The sequence below is a fragment of the Synechococcus sp. H55.9 genome, from assembly GCF_047462355.1.
Taxonomy (GTDB): Bacteria; Cyanobacteriota; Cyanobacteriia; order Thermostichales; family Thermostichaceae; genus Thermostichus.
In genome coordinates this window covers 3,485-4,975 of record NZ_JANSJB010000055.1, presented here as the reverse complement: position 1 = coordinate 4,975, position 1,491 = coordinate 3,485, and the positions used below count along the sequence as shown (strand labels likewise).

1 protein-coding gene and 1 pseudogene are annotated in these 1,491 nt (G+C 60.2%); both read left to right on the top strand.

Annotation, left to right across the window (positions count from 1 at the left end; all coding sequences use genetic code 11):
* Positions 1-959: pseudogene (locus NW857_RS08415) on the top strand (hypothetical protein); the annotation flags it as partial.
* A gap of 221 nt (positions 960-1,180) precedes the next feature.
* The gene (gene clpS, locus NW857_RS08410; protein WP_011430234.1) at positions 1,181-1,486 is read left to right on the top strand and encodes an ATP-dependent Clp protease adapter ClpS; all 306 of its coding nucleotides are present in this window, start codon (positions 1,181-1,183) and stop codon (positions 1,484-1,486) included.
* Positions 1,487-1,491: the final 5 nt, after the last annotated feature.

The following is a 1,491-nucleotide window of genomic DNA, read 5'->3' as shown; positions in this document are numbered from 1 at the left end:
CCCAAGCCGAGCTGGAGACCTTACGTCGCCGCTGCCACGAGCTGACAGAATGGCAATCCCAGGCCAAACCCAAGCTGCAAGAGCTGGGATCCCGGCTGCAGCAGCACCAGCAAACGGAAGCCCACCTGCGCCAGACGCTGGAGCAGAAGGAAGCCCAACTGGCCACCCTGAGCCAATCGTTGCAGGAGCACCAGCACCAACTCCAACTGGCTCAATCGACGAAAACTCGCCTCATCGCCGACCTGGCCCACGCTCGCCAAGAAGCCGCCGAGACCATCCACCGGCTGCAGATGCAACTGCAGGAAACTCAAGCTCGACTCCAAGAAACCCAAGCCCAGCTCCAACAGGCCCAAGAGCAGGTGCGTCAGCTCCAAGCCCAACTGCAAGCAGTTCAGACACAGCCAGCCCCTCCCCCTGCCACCGCGCCTACGGCCCAGCAACAAGTCCCGCCGCAGGCCATCTCAACGCCGACTGTAGCCGCAAGAGCAGCAGAAGGGGAATTACCGCCCCAAGGGTATTTGGGAGAAGAGGACTTGGAAGCGCTGCAGCGGGCCACCCCTTGGGTGCAGCGGATCTTGACCCAATTGCGGGCAGCCGGCCTCCTCGACAATGCTGGCATCGAAGCCATCATCCATGGCTGGGAAACAGAGGGCGGCACCTTCACGGATGTGCTGACCCACCACAGCGGCCTCAAGCCAGAGACGGTCAAGTTTTTCAGCGAAGACGGCTACTCTGTGTACCTAGCAGGTGGACGACATGTAGCCGACTACCTTAAGGCTTCGGGGCTGGTCAGCGCCGTCCAAATCGAACAGATTCAGAAGCACCTGCCGCCGGCGGGATCCCTGTGCCAGGCCCTTGCCCAAGCCGGGATCCTGTCGCAGGCCACCGCCCTCTATTTTGAGCACCACTTCGGCGGCAAAAAGCCCCGCCGCTCCCTGCGGGAAGAGCTGATGTTGTGAGAGCGGGTCGGGAATCCGCACCTCTTTCCCATCTCTTGCACCGGCAGGGGATCCGAAGGCAAATAGGGGCTGCCGGCAGACGCCAATGCGTTCACCAGAGTTCACTAGACTAGGAACTAGAATAGACTCAGAATCAACAGCGGCCTATTTTTGGCTGTTGAGAAAGTTGAATCAAATCTGAGGCATTAAAGTTACGGGATGTTGTCTTGAGTTCTGCTGCTATGACCACGGAAGCTCCCACTCGACCTGCTCAGCAGTCGTCTCCATCGAGAACCCGGGTTCGTCAGCCCTACCCCCACTTCAAGGTGATCGTCTTGGATGACGATTTCAACACCTTTCAGCACGTTACCGAATGCCTGCTCAAGTACATCCCCGGCATGACCCTGCCCTTGGCGCGACAACTAACCGTGCAGGTGGATGCCGAAGGGCAAGCGGTCGTCTGGGTCGGCCCGCAAGAGCAAGCGGAGCTCTACCATCAACAGTTGCTGCGGGAGGGCCTGACGATGGCCCCCCTGGAGCCGGCCTGAAGCAC